Source organism: Burkholderia sp. AU31624 (assembly GCF_020420065.1).
Lineage (GTDB): Bacteria > Pseudomonadota > Gammaproteobacteria > Burkholderiales > Burkholderiaceae > Burkholderia.
In genome coordinates this window covers 629131-649218 of sequence record NZ_JAIZRT010000001.1, presented here as the reverse complement: position 1 = coordinate 649218, position 20088 = coordinate 629131, and the positions used below count along the sequence as shown (strand labels likewise).

General features: G+C 66.6%; 21 protein-coding genes. 11 read left to right on the top strand and 10 right to left on the bottom strand.

Features of this window, described 5'->3' with window-relative positions; genetic code table 11:
- Window positions 1-61 precede the first annotated feature (61 nt).
- Window positions 62-949 (top strand): DMT family transporter, encoded by an 888-nt coding sequence (locus LGM89_RS03030; RefSeq protein WP_206139410.1) that lies wholly within the window; start codon window positions 62-64, stop codon window positions 947-949.
- 79 nt (window positions 950-1028) lie between these two features.
- On the opposite strand, the gene lysA is transcribed toward LGM89_RS03030, so the two are convergent.
- On the bottom strand, window positions 1029-2267 hold the full coding sequence (gene lysA / locus LGM89_RS03025) for a diaminopimelate decarboxylase (RefSeq protein WP_089496508.1): 1239 nt from the start codon (window positions 2265-2267) through the stop codon (window positions 1029-1031).
- A 109-nt stretch (window positions 2268-2376) separates the two neighbouring features.
- Here lysA and LGM89_RS03020 point away from each other — a divergent pair, with 109 nt between their 5' ends.
- Both LGM89_RS03020 and LGM89_RS03015 read left to right on the top strand, forming a co-directional pair.
- The gene (locus LGM89_RS03020) at window positions 2377-3291 is read left to right on the top strand and encodes a LysR family transcriptional regulator (protein WP_089427034.1); all 915 of its coding nucleotides are present in this window, start codon (window positions 2377-2379) and stop codon (window positions 3289-3291) included.
- Between the two features lie 55 nt (window positions 3292-3346).
- On the top strand, window positions 3347-3946 hold the full coding sequence (locus LGM89_RS03015) for a GNAT family N-acetyltransferase (protein WP_226272239.1): 600 nt from the start codon (window positions 3347-3349) through the stop codon (window positions 3944-3946).
- A gap of 114 nt (window positions 3947-4060) precedes the next feature.
- On the opposite strand, the gene LGM89_RS03010 is transcribed toward LGM89_RS03015, so the two are convergent.
- Both LGM89_RS03010 and LGM89_RS03005 read right to left on the bottom strand, forming a co-directional pair.
- The gene (locus LGM89_RS03010; RefSeq protein WP_226272238.1) at window positions 4061-4639 is read right to left on the bottom strand and encodes a DUF4142 domain-containing protein; all 579 of its coding nucleotides are present in this window, start codon (window positions 4637-4639) and stop codon (window positions 4061-4063) included.
- A 394-nt stretch (window positions 4640-5033) separates the two neighbouring features.
- The gene (locus tag LGM89_RS03005; RefSeq protein WP_089496511.1) at window positions 5034-5657 is read right to left on the bottom strand and encodes an HAD hydrolase-like protein; all 624 of its coding nucleotides are present in this window, start codon (window positions 5655-5657) and stop codon (window positions 5034-5036) included.
- Window positions 5658-5795: 138 nt separating this feature from the next.
- Here LGM89_RS03005 and LGM89_RS03000 point away from each other — a divergent pair, with 138 nt between their 5' ends.
- Entirely contained in the window at window positions 5796-6236 is a 441-nt protein-coding gene (locus tag LGM89_RS03000) for a DUF4087 domain-containing protein (RefSeq protein ID WP_179254880.1), read from the top strand.
- A 14-nt stretch (window positions 6237-6250) separates the two neighbouring features.
- Here the strand turns inward: LGM89_RS03000 and LGM89_RS02995 are convergent, their stop codons facing one another.
- Together LGM89_RS02995 and LGM89_RS02990 are read right to left on the bottom strand one after the other, a co-directional pair.
- Window positions 6251-6517, bottom strand: a complete 267-nt coding sequence (locus LGM89_RS02995) for a Txe/YoeB family addiction module toxin (protein ID WP_011354451.1) — start codon at window positions 6515-6517, stop codon at window positions 6251-6253.
- Window positions 6514-6774 (bottom strand): type II toxin-antitoxin system Phd/YefM family antitoxin, encoded by a 261-nt coding sequence (locus LGM89_RS02990; RefSeq protein WP_060968669.1) that lies wholly within the window; start codon window positions 6772-6774, stop codon window positions 6514-6516. The genes LGM89_RS02995 and LGM89_RS02990 overlap by 4 nt, the downstream gene beginning before the upstream one ends.
- A 223-nt stretch (window positions 6775-6997) precedes the next feature.
- Here LGM89_RS02990 and LGM89_RS02985 point away from each other — a divergent pair, with 223 nt between their 5' ends.
- Window positions 6998-7441, top strand: a complete 444-nt coding sequence (locus LGM89_RS02985; RefSeq protein ID WP_226272237.1) for a GNAT family N-acetyltransferase — start codon at window positions 6998-7000, stop codon at window positions 7439-7441.
- Between the two features lie 57 nt (window positions 7442-7498).
- Complete coding sequence (locus tag LGM89_RS02980) at window positions 7499-7717, top strand: DUF1653 domain-containing protein (RefSeq protein ID WP_006480837.1); 219 nt, start codon at window positions 7499-7501, stop codon at window positions 7715-7717.
- 51 nt (window positions 7718-7768) lie between these two features.
- On the opposite strand, the gene LGM89_RS02975 is transcribed toward LGM89_RS02980, so the two are convergent.
- Both LGM89_RS02975 and LGM89_RS02970 read right to left on the bottom strand, forming a co-directional pair.
- Entirely contained in the window at window positions 7769-8983 is a 1215-nt protein-coding gene (locus LGM89_RS02975) for a winged helix-turn-helix domain-containing protein (protein ID WP_226272236.1), read from the bottom strand.
- 382 nt (window positions 8984-9365) lie between these two features.
- Window positions 9366-10754: an MFS transporter gene (locus LGM89_RS02970; protein ID WP_226272235.1), complete on the bottom strand. Its 1389-nt coding sequence runs from the start codon at window positions 10752-10754 to the stop codon at window positions 9366-9368.
- Window positions 10755-10879: 125 nt separating this feature from the next.
- On the opposite strand from LGM89_RS02970, the gene LGM89_RS02965 reads away from it, so the two are divergent.
- Window positions 10880-11080 (top strand): hypothetical protein, encoded by a 201-nt coding sequence (locus tag LGM89_RS02965; RefSeq protein ID WP_226272234.1) that lies wholly within the window; start codon window positions 10880-10882, stop codon window positions 11078-11080.
- A 136-nt stretch (window positions 11081-11216) separates the two neighbouring features.
- A complete protein-coding gene (treA, locus tag LGM89_RS02960; protein WP_226272233.1) occupies window positions 11217-12968 on the top strand; it encodes an alpha,alpha-trehalase TreA in 1752 nt (583 codons plus the stop codon).
- Between the two features lie 96 nt (window positions 12969-13064).
- Here the strand turns inward: treA and LGM89_RS02955 are convergent, their stop codons facing one another.
- Entirely contained in the window at window positions 13065-14552 is a 1488-nt protein-coding gene (locus LGM89_RS02955; RefSeq protein WP_226272232.1) for a carbohydrate porin, read from the bottom strand.
- A 125-nt stretch (window positions 14553-14677) separates the two neighbouring features.
- Entirely contained in the window at window positions 14678-14947 is a 270-nt protein-coding gene (locus tag LGM89_RS02950; protein ID WP_089432988.1) for a hypothetical protein, read from the bottom strand.
- Between the two features lie 1080 nt (window positions 14948-16027).
- Between LGM89_RS02950 and LGM89_RS02945 the strand changes: the two genes are divergently transcribed.
- Window positions 16028-16165 (top strand): hypothetical protein, encoded by a 138-nt coding sequence (locus LGM89_RS02945; RefSeq protein ID WP_226272231.1) that lies wholly within the window; start codon window positions 16028-16030, stop codon window positions 16163-16165.
- Between the two features lie 118 nt (window positions 16166-16283).
- Window positions 16284-17930, top strand: a complete 1647-nt coding sequence (locus LGM89_RS02940) for an NRAMP family divalent metal transporter (protein WP_226272230.1) — start codon at window positions 16284-16286, stop codon at window positions 17928-17930.
- 127 nt (window positions 17931-18057) lie between these two features.
- On the opposite strand, the gene LGM89_RS02935 is transcribed toward LGM89_RS02940, so the two are convergent.
- Window positions 18058-18963: a helix-turn-helix transcriptional regulator gene (locus LGM89_RS02935; protein ID WP_226202580.1), complete on the bottom strand. Its 906-nt coding sequence runs from the start codon at window positions 18961-18963 to the stop codon at window positions 18058-18060.
- 283 nt (window positions 18964-19246) lie between these two features.
- Between LGM89_RS02935 and LGM89_RS02930 the strand changes: the two genes are divergently transcribed.
- Window positions 19247-20080, top strand: a complete 834-nt coding sequence (locus tag LGM89_RS02930) for a helix-turn-helix transcriptional regulator (protein WP_226272229.1) — start codon at window positions 19247-19249, stop codon at window positions 20078-20080.
- Window positions 20081-20088: the final 8 nt, after the last annotated feature.

The following is a 20088-nucleotide window of genomic DNA, read 5'->3' as shown; positions in this document are numbered from 1 at the left end:
TTACGCGCATTTCGCACGCGGCGGATCATCGGTCATCCACTTTCCCCGTTCAGGATTTCCCGTGCAAAAGACGACCGACGGATGGCTCAGCGGCTTGCTGGGCGTGATCATCTTCAGTGGCTCGCTGCCCGCGACGCGTATCGCGGTGCAGGGGCTCGACCCGCTGTTCCTCACCTTTGCGCGCGCGACGATCGCCGGCGCGCTCGGCCTGCTGCTGCTCGCCGGGCTGAAGCAGCGGCGGCCGACGCGTGCCGAGGCCGTGTCGCTCGCCATCGTCGCGCTCGGGGTCGTGATCGGCTTTCCGCTGCTGACGGCGCTTGCGTTGAAGCACGTGACATCGGCGCACGCGATCGTGTTCGTCGGGTTGCTGCCGCTCGCGACCGCGCTGTTCGGCGTGTGGCGCGGCGGCGAACGGCCGCGGCTGCCGTTCTGGATCTTCTCGATCATCGGCAGCTGCGCGGTGGCCGCGTTTGCGCTGCGCAACGGCGGCCAGGCGTCGGTGGTCGGCGATGCGCTGATGCTGGCCGCGATCGTCGCATGCGGGCTGGGCTACGCGGAAGGCGCACGCCTGTCGCGCGAGCTGGGCGGCTGGCAGGTGATCTCGTGGGCGCTCGTGCTGTCGCTGCCGCTGATGCTGCCGCTCACGTGGTTCACCTGGCCCGTTTCGTTCGACGGCGTCGATGCTGCCGCGCTGTGGGGGCTCGCGTACGTGTCGCTGTTCAGCATGCTGATCGGCTTCGTGTTCTGGTATCGCGGGCTCGCGCTCGGCGGGATCGCAGGCGTCGGTCAGTTGCAGCTGCTGCAGCCGTTCTTCGGCCTGCTGCTGGCGGCCGGGCTGCTGCATGAGACGGTGCCGCCGTCGATGGTCGCGGTGACGGTCGTCGTGGTCGGCTGCGTCGCGGGCGCGAAATACTTCTCGAAAATGGCGCCCGTGCGGCGCGCGGGCTGACGTGCGGGGCTGATCGGATGCACGGGCGCGACCTGTCGAAGGTGCGCCCGCTCACGCTCGATCATCTGGCGCGCACGCGTTACTCGAACGTTTCGAGCGCGAGCAATTCGCCGATCGTCTGCCGGCGGCGGATCAGCCGCGGCGCGCCGCGATCGACGAGCACTTCCGGCGCGAGCGGCCGGCTGTTGTAGTTCGATGACATCGACGCGCCGTACGCGCCTGCATCGTGCAGGAACAGCAGGTCGCCGATCTGCGGCTGCGCCAGCTTGCGGTGTGTGACCACGCCGCCCGCGTCCTGCGTGAACACGTCGCCCGATTCGCACAGCGGCCCCGCGATCGCGAGATCGACGAGCGGCCGGCCGGCCGGCAACGCGCCATCGTGCGTGTGCACCGATACCGCGTGGTAGCTGCCGTACATCGACGGGCGCATCAGGTCGTTGAAGCCCGCGTCGATCAGCACGAAATCGTGCTTCGGCCGGCGATTGACGGCCTGCACCTCGGTGACGAGCGTGCCGGCTTCGGCGACGAGGAAGCGGCCCGGCTCGATCTCGATGCGCACCGGGTGGCCGAGGTGGCGCTCGATCCGCTTGCGCGCGGCGTCCCACTGGCTGAAGTAGTGACCGACGTCGACGCGCGGCTCGCCGTCGCGATACGGGATCGACAGGCCGCCGCCGGCCGAGATCGCGTCGATGTCGTGGCCGAGCGACGTGACGAGATCGACCATCGCATCGCATACCTGCGACAGGTGGCCGTAGTCGACGCCCGAGCCGATGTGCATGTGGATGCCGACGAGCTTCAGCCCGTACTGGCGCACGATCTCGATCGCGCGCGGCACGTCGTCGATCCAGATGCCGTGCTTGCTCTGCGGGCCGCCGGTGTTGGTCTTGTTGCTGTGGCCGTGGCCGAAACCGGGGTTGACGCGCAGCCACACGCGGTGGCCGGGCGCATGCTCGCCGATGCGCGCGAGCATGTCGAGCGAACCGGCGTTCACGGTCACGCCGTGCTTCAGCACGGCCGCGAGCGTCGGTCGGTCGATCAGGTCGGCCGTGAACACGACGCCTTCCGGCTCGCCTGCCGGACTGAACCCGGCCGCGAGGCTGCGCTCGATCTCGCCGAGCGACACCGCATCGACGCACGCGCCTTCCTCGCGCATCAGCTTCAGGATATGGACATTCGAGTTCGCCTTCTGCGCATAGCGGATCACGTCGAACTGGCGCAGTTGGGCGATGCGGTCGCGGATGACGTCGGCGTCGTACACCCACAGCGGGGTGCCGTATTGCTGCGCGAGCGTCGCGAGCTGGCGGGAATCGAGGGACATGGCAGATGAATCGGGGCGAATGAACGGATAACGGCAATGATGCGCCAGATTGCCTATCCAGTAAAATGCCTGGTTATCGACATTCGATTCATATTTGATATAGCAGATCATGCTCACGCACCGCCATATCGAGGTCTTTCGCGCGCTGATGGTCACCGGCAGCACGACGCGCGCGGCCGAGATGCTTTATACGTCGCAACCGACGATCAGCCGCGAGCTTGCGCGCATGGAGCAGGTCGTCGGCTTCGCGCTGTTCGAGCGCGCGCACGGCCGGCTGCGGCCGACGATGGCCGCGCTCACGCTGTTCGACGACGTGCGGCTCGCGTATGTGGGGCTTGAACGTGTCGCGGCAACCGCCGCGCGCCTGCGCGAGTTTCGTGACGGTCAACTGTCGGTGATCGCGTTGCCGGCGTTCTCGCACGCGATCCTGCCCGGAGCGTGCCGGCGTTTCAGCGAGCAGCATGCTGGCGTCAGCGTGTCGGTGGCGACGCAGGAATCGCCGGTGCTCGAAGAATGGCTGACCGCGCAGCGTTACGACCTCGGGCTGACCGAGCGCGACGTCGCGCCGGCCGGCACCGTGCTCACGCCGCTGCTCGAAGTCGACGAAGTGTGCGTGCTGCCCGACGGCCATCCGCTGCTCGCGCAGGACGCGATCGATCTGCCGGATCTCGCGGATCGCCCGTTCGTGAGCCTGTCGCTGAACGATCCGTACCGCATCCTGATCGACGAAGCGTTCGCGCAGCTCGGCGTGGCGCCGCGCTCGGTCGTCGAAACACCGTCGGCCGTGTCGGTGTGTGCGTTCGTGCGGCAGGGGCTCGGTGCGGCGATCGTCAATCCGCTGACCGCGCTCGATTTCGTCGGGCGCGACCTGCACGTGCGGCCGCTCACGCGGTCGTTTCCGTACCGGGTCAGCGTGATCGTGCCCGAGCACCGGCCGAAGAGCCTGCTCGTCGATGCGTTTGCCGACGCGTTGCGCGGCGAGGCGAAGGCGATTCGCCGCCGGTTGGCCGCGCTCCTCGGCTGACGCGGTCGTATGATCGGTGTTTCGCCGCCATCGCCGCCACTTTCCGGAATCCTTCATGACCGACGCTTCTGCTTGCCTCGAACCACCGATACTCACCGGCGAACACGTCGAACTGAGGCCGCTCGATTCATCCGACCGGCAGGCGCTGCTGGACGCGGCTGCCGACGGCCAGCTGTGGAGCCTGAAGGTCACGGTCGTGCCGGGCCCCGAGACGATCGACGCGTATATCGACACTGCATTGCAGGGGCGTTCGGCCGGCACCGTGATGCCGTTTGCGATCGTCGATCGCGCATCGGGCCGCGTGATCGGCAGCACGCGTTTCTGGAAGATCGATCGCAAGAACCGCAAGCTCGAGATCGGCCATACGTGGCTGAGCGAATCGGCGCAGCGCACGCGCGCGAATACCGAAGCGAAATGGCTGCTGCTGGGCTATGCGTTCGACGTGCTGCACTGCGTGCGCGTGCAGTTCACGACCGACGAGCTGAACGAGAAATCGCGCGCGGCGATCCTGCGGCTCGGTGCGAAGCAGGAAGGGATCGTGCGGCACGAGCGGATCATGCCGGATGGCCGCAAGCGCAATTCGGTGCGCTTCAGCATCATCGACGACGAATGGCCGGAGGTGCGTGCGCGGCTGCTGGCGAAGCTCGCGACGTAACGTGTCATGCGTGAAGCGTGACGTTTGACGTGCGTCGCGCCGCCGAAAGGGGAGCGGCGACGCGACGACAGGGGGAAGCAGTGCGCCGCGCGTGATGCGCGGCGCCGCGGCGCGTTACTGCGCCGATGCGAGGTGGTGGCGTTCCGCGAGCTTCTGCGCGTCCGCGTAGTGCTTCTGCAGGATCGGCAGCGACTGGCGTGCGACTTCCTTCAGCTTCGTGTCGCGGCCCGACGCGATTTCGGCCTGGAATGCCGAGATGGCCTTCTGCTGGCCGGCGAGCGCGACCTGCTCGATATACGCCTTGTCGAACTCGGCGCCGCGCAGGTTCTTGATGCTGCCCAGCACGGCCGTGTCGGGATCGTTGGCCGGCACGTCGACGCCGCGCGGGCTGGCCGCGCGCATCGCCTGGATGATCTTTTCATCGTCGGTCGACACGCGTTGCGCGAACGCCTTGACCTGACTGTCCGACGTGCGCGAATCGGCGATACGTGCCGCGTCGTGCTGCGTCGACACGGTCTTCGTGCCGTCGGTGATGAAGGCCTGGTCGGCTTCGTGGATCCGCGTCGCGGCGGTGGCCGGCGCGTTCGGCGAGGCCGGTGCCGGTTGTGCGGTTTGCGCGGTCGCCGTCACGGCGACGAGAAGCAGGCCAGCGGCAGACAAAGCAAGGCGCGAGAATTGGGGAAAGCGGTTCATGGGACCTCCTTTCAATCGGGGCTCTGGTTGAAAAACGGATCACGGGATCCGTCGCTGTGCGAGAGACCGGGCGCGCCCGGGCCGGATTCGACCGCCGCTCTGCCGCGGCGCCGGTCGAAGTGTTTCCCGGCCCGACTGATTCTAGGAGAGCGATCCGGTAGCAGGTGCAACCGCGCTGTGGTTTGTGTAACGGTTGGTAAGACGAATCGATGAGCCAGCACGCCGACAGGTAGTGCGTACCTGTTGCGTGTGCGACGGCGGCAATTTTTGCGCGCATGACGCGTGCGGGATGCACGTGGGTGTCATCCGCTTTTCATCGTCGTGCGGCTGTGTCGTGCGATGACGTGCGCATCGCGCGATGGGTTGAACCGGATGCGCGCAGCGCGCGCATGCGTCACACGCGATCGAGCAATGCGTCGAGACGCGGCAGCAACGGTGTCGCGCAATGCGCCTGCAACGCGTCCGGTGCGGTATAGCCCCACGCGACGCCCTGGAATGCGATGCGTGCGCGTCGCGCCGCGTCGGCGTCGCGGATTTCATCGCCGACGTACAGCACTTCGTCGCTGCGCACGCCGGCCTCATGAACGAGCGCGCGCAGGCGACGTGCCTTGCCGAACAGCGGAATGCCGCATGCGAAATGCTCGACACGGCTGCTGGCATGCGGGCCGAGCCGGTCACGCACGATCGCCTCGGTATTCGACGTGGCGATCGCGATGCGGATGCCGCGCGCGGCGAGCGCGTCGAACGTTTCGGCAACGCCGGGGAACAGCGCCACTTGCGCGACACGCGGCTGCATCAGGCGGCGCATGTCGATCGTCACGCGCGGCACTTTCCACATCGGCACGTCGAGCGCGCGAATGATGTCGCGCGCCGACATGCCGCGCAGCGCCGGGCGCAGCTCGGGCGTGGCGTCGCGAAAGCCGTGCAGGCGCGACGCTTCCGACAGCGCGGCGAGAAAGATGTCGAGCGAATCGGCGAGCGTGCCGTCGAAGTCGAATGCGATGAGGCGGTAGGGCATGAAGCGGTGTGGCGAGTTGATGGGGCTGGCGACATTGTCACCGAATCTGCTGAAAGCCGAGCTCGTAGTCGCCGCTCGCGACGACCGATGCGACCGGATGGCTGGTGCGGACGAGCGACATGCGAGAGAAAGCCCGGTATGCTGTCCGGCACCCGCAATGACGGTTTCCCGATGCACATTCGTTTCCGGATCGATTACATGACAATCACTCGTGCACGTCTTGCAATGTGGATGCTGGGTGCAGCCTTTACGTTGGCAGCCGCGACGCAGGTATCTGCCGCACCGGAAAAGCGTTGCGGATGGCTTGAGAATCCGTCGCCGGCCAACTGGTGGCTGAACGACAAGGACGGCACCTGGACACTCTTGACGATGGGCAACGAGCCGGTGCCGGGCCTCGACAAGATGCCCGACATGTCGACGAAGGGCTGGGTCGTCACCAACGCCGGCGGGCATGGCTACGGTTGTGCATGCCTCGACCTCGAAATCGACCCGCGCACGCGCGAGGTGACGCGGATAGTCGCGGCGCGGCCGCTGCCGTTGAAGCGTTGCAAGGCAGATCGCGCGTTGCGGGCGCCATGACCCGCGGGGCGATGCTATTCGTAGTGGTAACGGCAGGACACGATGCTGATCTGCAAGTCGTCAGCCTCGTAGACCAGACGGTTCGTGTCGTCGATACGGCGTGACCAGAAGCCGGAGAGATTGGCCTTTAACGGTTCGGGTTTGCCGATGCCTTCGAACGGCGTTCGCTGGGCTTCGCGAATGAGCTGGTTGATACGCTTGAGCGTCTTGCGATCCTGCCCCTGCCAGTAGACATAGTCGTCCCACGCGTCGGAAGTAAAGAGCACGCGGCGTACACTCATTCGTCATCCGCCGCGAGCTTGTGTTCCTTTGCCTTGCCCTTGCGCAGTTGCGCGATCGAACGCTCGAGATGGGCGACGTTGGCCGGCGAGCGCAGCAAGTGCACCGTCTCCATCAAGCTGTCGTAGTAGTCCTGCGACATGATGACGGCGTTCGGCGCATCGCGGCGCGTGATGAGCGTCACGTCCGCATCGTCGACGACCTGGTCGATAACAGTCTTCAGATTGCCACGGGCGTCCGAAAAATGAATCGTGCGCATGATTGCCTCACTTGTACATATAACCGTACAAGTTTACCACAGTCGATAAAGGTGTACGGTTTGCTGTACAAGTCGACCCGCCCCAGCTTCGTTACACACCAGAATCGTCCGGAATGAGCATGCGCGCCGTCTGGCCATGGCGACAAGTGTCGCCGCTTGTAGCCCGCCGCGCCGCGCGGTATCGTCAGCGTCTCGTCTTCCACCACCCCAACCGGAGACCGACGTGCCCGCTGCCACCCCCGCCACGCTGAGATTTTCCACCGACAAGCGCGAACTCGACGTCGACGCGATCTTCGACTTCCTGCATCGCGACGCGTACTGGTCGCAGGGCATTCCGCGCGACGTGGTCGAGCGGGCGATCGAGGGCTCGCTGTGTTTCGGCGCCTACGTGGGCGACCGGCTCGTCGGGTTCGCGCGTCTCGTGACCGATCACGCGACGTTCGCTTACCTGTGCGACGTGTTCGTGCTGCCGGCCGAGCGCGGCAACGGCTACGGCCGCGCGCTGATCGACCACGTGTTTGGACAGGACGTGGTGCAGGGCCTGCGCCGCATCATGCTCGTGACGTCCGATGCGCACGCGCTGTACCGGCCGGTCGGCTTCGAGCCGTGCGCGAATCCGGAGCGCGTGATGGAGATCCGCCGCCCGGACATCTACGCGAAACGCTGACGCGCGGCGCAGCGCATACAATACGCGCTTTCCGTTTTTGCCGAAGAGAAGCCCATCATGACCGAACAGGAAGCCGAACAGCTCGCGACGCATCGCCATTACAAGGGCGGGCTGTACCGCTACATCGGCGTTGCTCGCCATTCCGAAACCGAGGAATCGGTGGTCGTGTACGAACACCTGTGGCCGCATGCGCGCGGGCTGTGGGTCCGGCCGGAAGCGATGTTCAACGGGAACCTCGAAGACGGCACGCCGCGTTTCCGCAAGCTGCGCGACTGATCGACGGCCGGCGGCGCGCGCCGCCGCCGCGCCAGCCGGCTGCGTGGACGGCTACGCGCCGGCCAGCGCCTTCACCAGCTCCGGCGGGGCCTGCTGCCCGACCGTGACTTCCGGCGTGCCGTGCCACGCCGCGAGCTTCTTCACCGCCTTCGCGACATCGGCTGCGAGCCCCGTGCCGAACCGCACGCCCGGCTCGACATGCACGGCCTTCAGTTCGAACGTGCCGAGCGTGCGATGCGCCTTCGCGTCGATGCGCCCGACCAGCCGCCCGCGATGCAGTACCGGCAGGCAGAAATAGCCATAACGCCGCTTGTGCCCGGGCGTATAGCATTCGATCGTGTAGTCGAAACCGAACAGCGTCGACGCCCGCCGCCGGTCCCATACCACCGGATCGAACGGCGACAGCAGCGTCGTGACCGTCGAGCGCAGCGTGTCGGCCTCCGCGGCCGGCAGCAACGCTTCGAGCGAGCGATGCACGTAGGCCGGCTCCTTCCAGTCGTCGATCGCCACCGGGATGAGGTCGCCCGCGCCGGCGAGCTGCTCGAGCTCCGCGCGGTAGGAGCGGCGCGGCAGCCGATAGTAGTCGGCCACCCAGTCCGCGCGCACGACGCCGAGCGCCCGGCACGTGTAGTCGAGCAGCGCGGGCAGCACGGCGCTGCGCGGCGGCAGGTCGCGCGTGTCGTCCCAGTCGGGCAGCACGCGCTCGCGCACGTCGTACACGCGCTGGAAATTGCGGCGTTCCGACACCATCAGGTCGCCCGTCGTGAACAGCACTTCCAGGTGGCGCTTCTCGGGCTTGCGATCCCACCAGCCATTGCCCTTCACGCCATCCTCGCGGGCGAAATCGGCCGACCGTACCGGGCCCTCGGCGCGAATCCGCGCGAGCAGCCGCTCGATGTCGGGACGATTCTGCTCATGCCATTCGGCCGCGTATTTCCAGCCCATTCCCGACGGATCGAGCATCTTGTAGCGCATCAGGCCGAACTGCTCGACCGGCAGGAAGCACGCTTCGTGCGACCAGTATTCGAACAGGCGCGCCTCGGCGAGATGTTCGTCGAGCCACTGCGGCGAGAAATCGCCGAGACGGCTGAACAGCACGAGATACGGGCTGCGCGCGACGACGTGAATGGTATCGATCTGCAACTGCGCCATCCGGCGGATCGTGTCGAGCACGTCGGATTTGGTTGCCTTGCGGCGGGGCGGCGTCAGCAGGCCTTGCGCGGCGAGATGCAGCGCGCGGGCGGCGGCGGTCGAGAGCGTCAGCATCGGAAGGGCGGCCGGGAGTGATGGTCGGGAACCACTTTAGCGCGAAAGCGGCGCACGCGTGCGACGTGCCGATGCACCGTGTCTGACAATGGTTGACAGATGCGTTGCGCAAGTTTCCCTATAGTGCAGTTCATGGCGCAACGATAAACACGCGCAACGCTTTTGCTTCCGACGCACATATGTCCATGGCACGCAGGAAGCGAATCCGGGATTCTCAACCCCCATCGGGAGACCCGGAGCCCTGAGCGGACATCCATGCGGCTGTGCACCGGCCCCGTGTGGATGTCCGCTGATTTTTTTTATTTTCCGGTTTGCTTCGCGGGCGGTTTTTCCTTTTGCCCGTTCGGCCCCTCTCGCGATTTCCCGCTCGTCCGCCTGATGGCTATTGCCGCTTGCCGCGCGCGACTTCGTCGCCGGCGCCGGGCGGCAGCCGCCGCGTGATCGGAATCGACGCGAACGAGCACAGCCCGACCACGAGAAACGCGGGCCAGAAATCCGACCACATCATCTTCTGATGGCCCTGCAGCCAGTGCGAAATGTGCAGCACGAGGCCGGCGACTGTCACGCCGAGGCCGAGCGACATCTGCTGCACGACGCTGCCGAGGCTCGTCGCGCGGCCCGCGTCGCGCGGCGAGATGTCCGCGTAGATCATCGAGTTCAGGCTCGTGAACTGCAGCGCCGGGAAGATGCCGCCGGCGAGTACGATCAGCCAGATCGCCCAGGTCGCCATGCCGGGATGGAACACGCCGTACGCGGCGATCGCGAGCCCCGCGAAGGCCGCGTTGTAGATCAGCACCGTGCGGAAGCCGAAGCGGCGCAGCGTATGGGTGGCCGTCGAGCGGCTCATCGCGCCGCCGAACGCGGACGCGCACGTGATGAGCCCCGAATGGAACGCGCTCATGCCGAGCCCTTCCTGCAGCGCGAGCGGCAGCAGGAACGGCACCGCGCCAAGGCCGATACGGAACAGCGACCCGCCGACGACGCTCGCGTGATACGTGGGGATCTTGAGGAAGCTGAGGTCGAGCACCGGGCGCTCCTTGCGGCGCGCGTACGGTACGTACAGCGCGAGCAGGACGGTGCCCGCCACGCACATGACGAGCGCGTTCGAGCGTGACGTGAGCGAGCCGTCGATCAGCGTGAGGCCCATCAGCAACAGCGCGGCGCCGCTGGCCGACAGCAGGAAACCGAACCAGTCGAGCGGGCCCGGATCGGGCTCGCGCGTGTTCGCGATGTGCTTGCTGGCGAGGTAGATTCCGTAGATGCCGATCGGCACGTTGATGAAGAAGATCATCCGCCAGTGCAGGTAGGTCGTGATGAAGCCGCCGACGAGCGGCCCGACCGTGGGCCCGAACAGCGCGGGAATCGCGAGGTAGTTCATCGCGCGCACGAGATCCGAGCGCGGCACGGCGCGGAAGATGATGATGCGGCCGACGGGCACCATCATCGCGCCGCCCACGCCCTGGATGAAGCGCGCGAACGTGAGCACGCCGAGGGAATTGGAGGCCGCGCACATCAGCGAGCCGACGACGAAGATGCCGATCGCGGTGCGGAATACGGAACGTGCGCTGAAGCGGTCGGCCAGCCAGCCGCAGATCGGGATGAACACGCCAAGCCCGACGACGTAGGCCGTGATCGCAATGTTCAACGTGACGGGGCTGTGCCCGAAGTCCCTCGCCATCGCGGGGAGGGCGGTGACGATGATGTTCGCGTCGACGCTTTCCATGAACAACGCACAGGCAACGATGAGCGGTGCTAGAAAGACGGGCGACATGGGCTGGGCGCGCGGTAAAGGCGCCATTATGCCCACAATGTGACCGTTGAGTCACGTACGACAACAGTTGTTCCGCATGTTGCAACAGTCGTCCTGGTTGGCGGCGGCGTGGAAAGAACGACTGCATGACGCTGCCGCGCGGGCAGGCTGCGCGATGCGCCGCGCCCGACTTCATCGAGCACGATCTGCTCGCGATCGTGAAAGGGCGCGTCGATGCAGCGGGCGCGCTCGGCGAGACCGATGCGGATGCGCTCGACGCGTGTGCGTGGCGGGCCATGTCCGGTTATCTGTATCTGCGCGAGTTGCACGAATCGAAACTTGCTTGATCTGCACGTTTCGTGCGACAGTCGGACCCACTCGCATCACAAAACGACGCGCATCGATCGAGGGCCATCGAGACGAGCGCGCGCGCGAACGAGACCTCGTGCCGACCCACTCACCATCGAAAGGAGGGGACACGTCATGACGTCACGTCGTGCCGCATCGATCGCATCGCGCTTCTCGAGTCGCTTCTCAAGTCCTGACTCAGCACGTCTCGCACCACCTCTCGCGCCACCCGCGCCGCGTCTTCGCTGGGCTGCCGCGCTGGCCGTCGCGTATCTCGCCGTCGCCGGCTGCGCCGCGCAGGCCGACAACGCGAACCAGGCCGCCGCGCAGGCGGCTGCCCAGCCGGCACCGCCGGCTACGGCCGCGGTTGCCGTCCCCGCATCGGGTGCGCTGCTGCCGCCGCCGAGCCAGCTCTACGGCGACCTGTTCGTCGCGGTGCAGACCGCGCAGCTCTATCCCGACCAGAAGACCTTCGTCGACGCGACGCCCGATGGCGATCCCGCGACGATCGTGCAGTTGTATCAGCAACAGAAATCGCAGCCGGGTTTTTCGCTGAAGGCGTTCGTCGCCCAGCATTTCACGCCGCCGCCCGAAGGCGGCGTGACGCCGCCGCCGAACCAGACGCTGCGCCAGCACATCGACTGGCTGTGGCCGCAGCTCACGCGCACGAGCACGACGGTGCCGCCGTACAGCTCGCTGATCCCGCTGCCGAAGCCGTATGTCGTGCCCGGCGGCCGCTTCCGCGAAGGCTACTACTGGGACACCTATTTCACGATGCTCGGGCTGCAGGTGTCGGGCCGCGAGGATCTCGTCGACAACATGCTCGACAACTTCGCCCATCTGATCGACACGATCGGGCACATCCCGAACGGCAACCGCACGTACTACGCGAGCCGCTCGCAGCCGCCGTTCTTCGCGTACATGGTCACGCTCGCCGCGCAGGCCGAAGGCGACAAGGTCTATCAGAAATACCTGCCGGCACTGCGCAAGGAACATGCGTACTGGATGCAGGGCGAAGCAACGACCCCGCGCGGGCAGGCCACCCGCCACGTGGTCGCGATGCCCGACGGCGCGGTGCTGAACCGCTACTGGGACGCGAGCGATACGCCGCGCGACGAGTCGTATCTCGAGGACGTGACGACCGCGAAGTCGGTGCCGGCGCGTCCGGCGAACGAGGTCTACCGCGACCTGCGCGCGGGCGCCGAAAGCGGCTGGGACTACAGCTCGCGCTGGTTCGGCGACGGCAAGACACTCGCGACGATCCGCACGACGTCGATCGTGCCGGTCGACCTGAACAGCCTGATGTTCCATCTCGAGACGACGATCGTGAAGGGCTGCGCGGTCACGCGCGACGTGGCGTGCGTGACCGATTTTTCCGCGCGCGCGGCGCGGCGGGCGGCCGCGATCAACCGCTATCTGTGGAACCGCAAAGGCTACTACGGCGACTACGACTGGCAGCAGCGCAAGCCGCGCGACGCGGTGACGGCCGCCGCGCTCTATCCGTTGTTCGCGGGCGTGGCGTGGCCCGAGCGCGCGAAGGCGACCGCACGCGAGGTGCGCAAGACGCTGCTGCAGCCGGGCGGCCTCGCGACGACCACGGAGAACACCGGGCAGCAGTGGGATGCGCCGAACGGCTGGGCGCCGTTGCAGTGGATCGCGATCGACGGGCTGCGGCGCTATGGCGAACCGGCGCTTGCGAAGGACATCGGCACGCGCTTCCTGTCCGACGTGAAGCATGTGTATGCGACCGAAGGCAAGCTCGTCGAGAAGTATGTGGTCGAAGGCGCCGGCACGGGCGGCGGCGGGGGCGGTGAATATCCGCTGCAGGACGGTTTCGGCTGGACCAACGGCGTCACGCTGAAACTGCTCGGGCTGTACGGCGAGTGACGCGCGGCGCGGGCCGCGCGCTGGGGTTGCAAGAGAACGCACGGGCTGGGCGGTCGCGCAAGCGGCCGTCCGGCCCGTGTCTGCTTCGGGCCTGCTTTAGAACGTGATCGTCGTGCGCACGCCTACGACCGTTTCGTCGCCGATGCGCGCACCGGCCGCGTTCGGGTTCGGGATGCCGCCGCCCGGACGGAAGAAGTGCTGCAGGTCGGCCTGCAGCTGCCACCACGGCGTGACCTGGTACTGGTAGGTCGCTTCGACGACCGTCTCCGCGCGGCGCACCGGATAGCCGGGAGTCGTATAGACGCCGGTGTCGCCGTCGAGGCCGCGCGCATGCGAGCCGATCTTCGCGTAGCCGACCGCGATGCCCACGACGTCGTTGTCGCGTCCCTTGAACGGCGCCTTCAGCGTCACGCCTGCGTTCGCCGCGAAATCGACGGTATTGCGATCGCCCGGCGCACCCATCACGCGCGCGAACACGTTGACCGAGCGCGGGCTGTCGGCCGACGGCCGCCACACCATCTGGTCCGCGACCGCGTAGAACGAGTAGTTGCCGCGATGGGTTGCGGCAATGCCGTTGCTGGCGGGATCCGCGAGCGACAGGCCGTCGGTGCCGTAGCGCGGGTCGTTCGCATGCTGCGACTGATACCAGAAGCCGAGCTTGTACGTGCCAGGCAGGCCGGCCGGTTGCGGCGCCTTCGGATCGGCGGGCGGCGCGTTCAGCGCGTACTGCACTTCGCCGATCACGAATGCGCCGCTGCGCAGGTTGAAGTTGGTGCCGTGCGCGTTCAGCACCTGCGCATCGCCGTCGCTGCGGCCGGCCGGGTTGCCGTCGAACACGCCGACCATCGCGGTCCACGCATCGGACGGCTTCACGCGCAGCCGCACGCCGAGCGACGACAGCGGATAGGCGGGGCCGCCGGCCGGCAGGTCGGTCGACGGCAGCACGGGCCAGCCGAACGTGGCGTTCATGAACGTCGCCGCGTTCTGGCTCACCATGAATTCCTGGTCGACGCTTTGCTGGCCGACCTTCACGTCGACCTTGCCGTCGAGCAGCGACTGCTGGTACCAGAGCTCCCACAGGCGCGTGGTCGAATTCGCCTCGATGCCGGTTGCGGTCTGCAGCGTCTGCAGATTGCGCTGCGTGAGGTTGGTGCCGTGAATCTGCAGTGCCGACACGTTGAACGTGCCGCCCGGCAGGCCGACCGCCTTGCCCGTGTCGACGTTGAAACCGAATTGCGTGAGCCCCTGGTACGCGCCGCCGCGATGCGTGCCGCCCGATGTGTTGTACAGGTACTCGCTGGCTTCCTGCAGGCTCAGCGTGATGCCGTGATCGCCGAGCACGTCGCGCAGGCCGCCCATGTTGCCGAGCAGGTTCGAGCGCTCCCAGAAGCCGGTGGGGGCGGGCGCGGCAGCATCGGCGGCCTGTTGTGCGGGAGCGGCGGCGTCGCTGGCGCCGGCCGCCGGTTCGGCCGCGGCCGGCGACGACGCTTGCGCGAACGCGGACGTGGCGGCGAGCGACAGCAGCAGCGTGGCGAGCGCATTGACGCGGCGCTTGCGCGGGACGGGTTCGAGGTAGTTCTTCATGTGGGTTCCGTTGGCGGTTTGATTAGTTGGGCTGAAGAAACGAAAACGTGTTGCGGGAAGCGTGGCGAGACGAGACGGTCGCGCGGCGGCACCTGGCGCGTGGCGCTGCCGCATGCCGGCGGGGCTTACGGCAGCCAGCCGCCGATGCGGCCCACCTGCGCGAAGCCGAGGCGCGGTGCGGCCGAGCACAGCAGCGCGACGAGGGCGACCGCGGCGGCCATCACGGCGACCAGCAGGCAGTCGAGCGGGCGGGGCGCGGCCGGCACGTGGGCGAGCGCCGTGCCGCGCCAGTTGCTGAACGCGTGGGCGAGCGGCGAGAGCCCGGACACGAACGAGCGGTCGCATGCGACATGCACGATGCGCTTGAGTCTGACCGCGAACGATTGAAAAAACATGACGCTGCCTCCGTCGTGTCCGGCTCGGGCCGGACGACGTGGTCGAGCGCGGGCGCATGACGCGGCCTTGCGATCGGAGGGTGGAACGTAACGGAGCGTGCAACGGACGAACCGGCGATGACCGGCTCGGGAGGAAGCGCGCTAACCCGACGAATGCGAGTTAGCGGCGAAAGACATGCGTCTGGCTGCTATCTCGCGATGGCTTGGCCGGCTTGGACCGGCATCGAACTGCAACTAGAGCATGTGTCCACGGAGGGACTCCCTTGATGAATTGCGGCGGATTGTATTCGCGTCGTTTGCTGCAGCGCAAGTAAAAAACGCATAAAAATGGCGCACGTTGCGCGGGCACTTCGGCGGCCCGTTCCGGCACGGGCCGGGCAACGGATCGGCAACGAAGGGGCGCGACCGGACGCACCGCCGCGTTGTTCATACGCATCGATCCCCGGCTGCACCGCATGCGCTGAAAGGTTGCGCCACGTGTTTTCAAGGGCAATTCTTTCAGTGATGTGACGCGCGAAAATTATTTCGAGAAATGGGGTTTGGAGGGGTTGACTTCACTTTTGGGCGGTCCATAGAATCCGGCATCTTCACTCTTGGGGCCGCCGCCTTGGACGCTTGCAGTAGTCGATCTTCGAACGAAATTTCCGCCTGAGCGACCGACGTCCGCGCCTCATCGAAGCCGCCGTTTGTCTCCCAGGCAAACGGTGCGCGCAGCAGTACTCCGCAGCAAATTCCTACGTGCACCCTGATTCGCGCCGGTTAGCGTGATGCGTTTTCGCATGCGCCCGCCGGTTTCACCGCCGCCCGGCAGGCGGCCGCGTTCGCGCACGCCTTTCGTCGGCTCGCGAATCCCGGCCCGCCCGCCTGACGGCGGTCAACCGTGTTCTCCGGAACACCGCACAGGAGCCGCCATGAACGACAGTGACAGTTGTCCCATATGCCCGTTGCACGCACAGACCCTTTTGAACCCGGGTCGCAGGGACAATCCGGCCGACTAGCCTGACACGTCGTTCAGGCCCCGGACTGGCCCCGCGCCCCACACGCGGCCGGCAGCCTGCCGTCGCCGCACGGAGCCAGATCATGAACTTCGGCCTTCTGCTGTCGAATCTCCCGCACGTCACGGAATCGCGCAACCACTACGACGCGATGCTGATGCTCGACGCCCGTCCGCGGGTGTTCGCCCGCCTGTTGAACCAGCTGAAAGCGTTGATCCACTGAGCAGGAAGTACCGAGCGCGCCTCGGCATGCGCACGCACGGCCGCCATCGCGCGGCCGCCCCGCGCGTATTCCAAGGTCACACGCTCTTCAGATAACCCTTAGCCGTACGGAATAAATCATGTCCACGCCATCCAACGTTTCTCCACCGATCGCCGCCGAACGCAGCGCCGTGCTCGACGAAGCCCACCTGGGCGATATCCGCGGCGCGCTCGGCACGATCGCGCGTCACGACACCGGTGCACGCGGCACGTGGTGGGCGCGTCTGCGCACGCTGCTCGCGATCATCGGCCCGGGCCTCATCGTGATGGTCGGCGACAACGACGCCGGCGCATTCGGCACCTACACGCAGGCCGGCCAGAACTACGGCACGACGCTGCTGTGGACGCTGCTGCTGCTCGTGCCCGTGCTGTACGTGAACCAAGAAATGGTGCTGCGCCTCGGCGCGGTCACGGGCGTCGGCCACGCCCGCCTGATCTTCGAACGCTTCGGCAAGTTCTGGGGCGCGTTCAGCGTGATCGACCTGTTCCTGCTCAATGCGCTCACCATCGTCACCGAGTTCATCGGCATCACGTTCGTGCTGGATTTCTTCGGGCTGCCGAAGGTGGCCGGCGTGTGCGTGGCCGCGGCGTTGACCATGGCCGCGGTGAGTACGGGCGACTTCAGGCGCTTCGAGCGATTCGCGATCGGGTTGTGCCTGCTGAGCCTGCTGCTCGTGCCGGTGCTCGTGGCGATCCATCCGCCGGTCGGGCAGATCACGCGCGATTTCTTCATCCCGAACTGGCCCGCGCATTCGAAGCTGTCGGACGTGATGCTGCTCGTGATCGGCATCGTCGGTACGACCGTCGCCCCATGGCAGCTGTTCTTTCAGCAGAGCTACGTGATCGACAAGCGCATCACCCCGCGCTTCATGAAGTATGAAAAGGCGGACCTGTGGATCGGCATCGCCTTCGTGCTGATCGGCGCGGTCGCGATGATCGGGTTCAGCGCCGCGCTGTTCAACGGGCATCCGGAAGCCGGCAACTTCACCGATGCGGGCGGCATCATCGCCGGCCTCGAGAAGTATGCGGGCCGCACGAGCGCGACGCTGTTCGCGGTGGCGCTGCTCGACGCGTGCATCATCGGCGCGGCGGCCGTCTCGCTGTCGACCGCCTACGCGATCGGCGACGTGTTCAAGATCCGTCACTCGCTGCACCGCAACGTGTCGGATGCGAAGGGCTTCTATCTCGTCTACTTCGGCATCGTCGCGGCCGCCGCTGCGCTGGTGCTGATCCCGGGCAGCCCGCTGGGCCTGCTGACGGAAGCCGTGCAGACGCTCGCGGGCGTGCTGCTGCCGAGCGCCACCGTGTTCCTGCTGCTGCTCTGCAACGACAAGCAGGTGCTCGGCCCGTGGATCAACTCGACGAAGCTCAACGTGTTCACCGGCGCGGTGATCTGGGTGCTCGTGATGCTGTCGATCATCCTGACCGCATCGGTGATGTATCCGGACATCAGCGGCGAAGCGATCATCGACGTGCTGGTGGGCGGCAGCGTGCTCGCGATCGTCGGCTATCTCGCGACGGTGCTGATCCGCCGCAACAAGCGCGTCGTCGAACCGGGCGTCGACCGTACGCAGCGCGATACGTGGCGCATGCCGCCGCTCGAGACGCTCGAGCCGCAGAAGATGACGATGACGACGCGCGTGTGGATGGCCGTGCTGCGCGGCTATCTCGTGATCGCGGTCGGTCTGGTGATCGTCAAGGTAGTGCAGATGACGCTGCTGAAGTAACGCAGGTCGTCTTCCAGGAAGCGGCGCCGGACCCGGCACCGCGCCGCAACCCGCACATGCCGGCCTCCGTGGCCGGCATGTGCGTTTACGCGTCCGCTTGCGACATGCCGCGCACGCTGTGCGACCGTCAGATCAGCTCGAGCTTCGACGTCAGGTACGTGAGCTGGATCCGGTTCGCGACGCCGAAGCGCTTGCGCAGTTTGCGCAGGTGATAGTCGACGTTGTGCGCGCTGGTGTCGAGGCGCCGGCCGATCTCCTTGTCCGAGGCGCCTTCGGCGATGCCGAGCAGCAGCTCCTGCTCGAACGGCGTGAGCCCGTTCACCGCGCGCTCGCGCGACGTCGAGATCAGCTGCGGCGACGCGAACTTGTGCACCGACAGCCCGATCGACAGCGCCTGCTCGATCGTCGCCGGCGTGATCCATTCACGCGTGCGGCGCGGCGCGGTGAAGCTCATGAACGCATGCAGCCGCGTGCCGGGCACGGCCATCGAATACATGATGCCGCTGCACATTCCGTCGTCGTGCATCGTTTGCAGGAAGCCGTCGAGCGCGGCCGGCGTCGCGCGCGGGCCGTCGTCGCGCTCGCGGTGTTCGCGGCGCAACTGCTGCAGGTCCCACACGATCGGCATGTTGCAGACGCGCGCGCCGAGCGTGCGCGGGTCGATGTCGTGATGGTTGTGCCGCACGTAGTCGCCGCGATAGGTGGCCGGCGTGAAGGCTTCGTGCAGGTAGAGACTTTCGACGCGCTCGTGCGCGAATTCGAGCGCGAAGTACGCGAACGTCGAGAAGCCCGTCAGGTGCAGCAGGCTCGCGACGATGCGGCTGCGCTCGGCCGTGCTCTGCGCGTGCGCGAGCGTATCGGCGACGCCGAGCTTCGGCGCGTGCGGCTGTGTGAGCTCGCCGCGCTTCACGTCGTCGCACCAGACGACCTGCACGGGGCGCTCCCGCAGCACGTCCGGGCACGCGTTCGACCCGTGCGTCGGGCGGGGAAAGGTTGGGGCGACCGCTTCTTCATGCAATGCAATATCGGACATGTGCCATCCCTCGGAATCGACGCGCATCGCCTGGCGGCGGCCGTATCGTGTACGGCGTTCGTGGCGGTGCGATCGAGCATCGTGTGATATGCGCCGATCGTCATCCCTGACGAAACGCGGGGGCATTGTACAAAAATGCCCGTATATGCGTAATATGCCGTAATACTAATGGCGGCGGAAGATTCCTATTCGCACGCCGATAACGAAGACCAGACAATCCATAAAGAAAAGACCAGATCGTCACGGGGCGCAGGTTCACATATTGGGAAAGGGCGGGCTCCTCATGACATATGCTGACGGCGCACCACGCGTCGAGTGGTTTTCGCAGGCCGATATCGCAACGACTGCGGTTTATTCGAATCAATATCAGGCAATCGGGCACGACGTTTTTACCGGCACTTCAATTGAATCCGGTAAAACCGACCTTGCTCCAGTCGATTTCGCGCAATGCCATGCGCGCTTGCGGCAAATCGGTTTCAGTACGCTCGGTTACGGCGCTTTCGAAATGATCGGGCGGCGCATCCTGTGCGCGCATCTGCTGCGCGACCTCGCGCCCGCGACATTCATGCAGCCATTTATCGAAGGGATGCTCTACGAGAGCGATCCGCGGTTCGCGCAGGTGCGGCAGAGCGGCTTTCCGGTCGCGTGGCGGCTCGACGAGATCGAGGCGGCCGCGCAGGGCAGCGGCGACCGCAAGATGCTGGCGCTCGCCGGCCATCTGCGCGCGCATGCGATGAACAGCGGCGTGCTGTTCGGCCTGTCGGCGCCGCGTCTCGATTTGCGTGTCGCGGTGAACGTGACGTCGGAAACGCACGGCACCGACTGGATCGACGATCGCGTGATCGGCGGTGCGCTGTCGGTGAGCCTCGCGGTGCATCGTGTCGCGTTGCCGTTCCTCGAGGCACGCATCGCACGGATGCGCGGCTTCGCACTCGGCGACGAGCAACAGCAGGTGCTCGACCGTCTCGTGCACGGGCTGTCCGACCAGGAGATCGCGAGCGCGCTGCGCACGTCGCTGCACAAGGTCGGTCACCACATCCGCTCGCTCGAAAAACTCTTCAACGTGCAGAACCGCGCACAGCTCGCGTATCTGGCGGCGCGCCGGATGCCGTCCTGACGCGGTCC

Coding starts and splice junctions, on each gene's coding strand:
- lysA (WP_089496508.1), bottom strand. CDS start 2,267: ATGTCCCTCGATTCCCGCCAGCTCGCGACGCTCGCGCAGCAATACGGC.
- LGM89_RS03020 (WP_089427034.1), top strand. CDS start 2,377: ATGCTCACGCACCGCCATATCGAGGTCTTTCGCGCGCTGATGGTCACC.
- LGM89_RS03015 (WP_226272239.1), top strand. CDS start 3,347: ATGACCGACGCTTCTGCTTGCCTCGAACCACCGATACTCACCGGCGAA.
- LGM89_RS03010 (WP_226272238.1), bottom strand. CDS start 4,639: ATGAACCGCTTTCCCCAATTCTCGCGCCTTGCTTTGTCTGCCGCTGGC.
- LGM89_RS03005 (WP_089496511.1), bottom strand. CDS start 5,657: ATGCCCTACCGCCTCATCGCATTCGACTTCGACGGCACGCTCGCCGAT.
- LGM89_RS03000 (WP_179254880.1), top strand. CDS start 5,796: ATGCTGTCCGGCACCCGCAATGACGGTTTCCCGATGCACATTCGTTTC.
- LGM89_RS02995 (WP_011354451.1), bottom strand. CDS start 6,517: ATGAGTGTACGCCGCGTGCTCTTTACTTCCGACGCGTGGGACGACTAT.
- LGM89_RS02990 (WP_060968669.1), bottom strand. CDS start 6,774: ATGCGCACGATTCATTTTTCGGACGCCCGTGGCAATCTGAAGACTGTT.
- LGM89_RS02980 (WP_006480837.1), top strand. CDS start 7,499: ATGACCGAACAGGAAGCCGAACAGCTCGCGACGCATCGCCATTACAAG.
- LGM89_RS02975 (WP_226272236.1), bottom strand. CDS start 8,983: ATGCTGACGCTCTCGACCGCCGCCGCCCGCGCGCTGCATCTCGCCGCG.
- LGM89_RS02970 (WP_226272235.1), bottom strand. CDS start 10,754: ATGTCGCCCGTCTTTCTAGCACCGCTCATCGTTGCCTGTGCGTTGTTC.
- LGM89_RS02965 (WP_226272234.1), top strand. CDS start 10,880: ATGACGCTGCCGCGCGGGCAGGCTGCGCGATGCGCCGCGCCCGACTTC.
- treA (WP_226272233.1), top strand. CDS start 11,217: ATGACGTCACGTCGTGCCGCATCGATCGCATCGCGCTTCTCGAGTCGC.
- LGM89_RS02955 (WP_226272232.1), bottom strand. CDS start 14,552: ATGAAGAACTACCTCGAACCCGTCCCGCGCAAGCGCCGCGTCAATGCG.
- LGM89_RS02950 (WP_089432988.1), bottom strand. CDS start 14,947: ATGTTTTTTCAATCGTTCGCGGTCAGACTCAAGCGCATCGTGCATGTC.
- LGM89_RS02945 (WP_226272231.1), top strand. CDS start 16,028: ATGAACTTCGGCCTTCTGCTGTCGAATCTCCCGCACGTCACGGAATCG.
- LGM89_RS02940 (WP_226272230.1), top strand. CDS start 16,284: ATGTCCACGCCATCCAACGTTTCTCCACCGATCGCCGCCGAACGCAGC.
- LGM89_RS02935 (WP_226202580.1), bottom strand. CDS start 18,963: ATGTCCGATATTGCATTGCATGAAGAAGCGGTCGCCCCAACCTTTCCC.
- LGM89_RS02930 (WP_226272229.1), top strand. CDS start 19,247: ATGACATATGCTGACGGCGCACCACGCGTCGAGTGGTTTTCGCAGGCC.